The sequence below is a fragment of the Stenotrophomonas sp. MH181796 genome (assembly GCF_009659995.1).
GTDB lineage: Bacteria > Pseudomonadota > Gammaproteobacteria > Xanthomonadales > Xanthomonadaceae > Stenotrophomonas > Stenotrophomonas riyadhensis.
On sequence record NZ_RAHU01000026.1, the window covers coordinates 1 to 1,185 of the forward strand.

The window sequence follows — 1,185 nt, forward strand, 5'->3', positions numbered from 1 at the left end:
TTACTCGATGATCTTCGAGACCACGCCGGCGCCGACGGTACGGCCACCTTCGCGGATGGCGAAGCGCAGGCCTTCGTCCATTGCCACCGGGTTGATCAGGGTGACGACCATCTTGACGTTGTCACCCGGCATCACCATTTCGACGCCTTCCGGCAGAGCAGCTGCGCCGGTGATGTCGGTGGTGCGGAAGTAGAACTGCGGACGGTAGCCGTTGAAGAACGGGGTGTGACGGCCGCCCTCGTCCTTCGACAGGACGTAGACTTCGCCTTCGAACTTGGTGTGCGGCTTGATCGAACCCGGCTTGGCCAGGACCTGGCCACGCTCGACGTCGTCACGCTTGGTGCCGCGCAGCAGCAGGCCAGCGTTGTCGCCTGCCTGACCCTGGTCCAGCAGCTTGCGGAACATTTCAACGCCGGTCACGGTGGTCTTCTGCACCGGACGGATGCCGACGATTTCGATTTCGTCGCCAACCTTGATCACGCCGCGCTCGATACGACCGGTCACCACGGTGCCGCGGCCCGAGATCGAGAACACGTCTTCCACCGGCATCAGGAACGGCTTGTCGATCGCGCGCTCCGGCTCCGGAATCCAGCTGTCCAGGGCATCGACCAGCTTCAGGATGGCCGGCACGCCGATGTCGCTCTGGTCGCCTTCCAGCGCCAGACGGGCCGAACCGGCGATGATCGGGGTGTCGTCGCCCGGGAAGTCGTACTTGCTCAGCAGCTCGCGCACTTCCATCTCGACCAGCTCGAGCAGCTCGGCGTCGTCAACCATGTCGGCCTTGTTCAGGAACACGACGATGTACGGCACGCCGACCTGACGCGACAGCAGGATGTGCTCGCGGGTCTGCGGCATCGGGCCGTCAGCGGCCGAGCACACCAGGATCGCGCCGTCCATCTGGGCGGCACCGGTGATCATGTTCTTGACGTAGTCAGCATGGCCCGGGCAATCGACGTGGGCGTAGTGACGGACCGGGGATTCGTATTCGACGTGCGCGGTCGAGATCGTGATACCACGCGCCTTTTCTTCCGGCGCGGCGTCGATCGAGGAGTAATCCTTGAACTCGCCACCGAAGCGCTCGGCACCGATCTTGGTCAGTGCGGCGGTCAGCGTGGTCTTGCCGTGATCGACGTGACCGATGGTGCCGACGTTGACGTGCGGCTTGGTGCGCTCGAACTTACCCTT

At 64.1% G+C, this 1,185-nt stretch carries 1 protein-coding gene; it reads right to left on the minus strand.

Features of this window, described 5'->3' with window-relative positions:
• Window positions 1–1,185: elongation factor Tu (gene tuf, locus D5301_RS23955; RefSeq protein ID WP_065426809.1), on the minus strand; the 1,185-nt coding region annotated here is incomplete at its 5' end.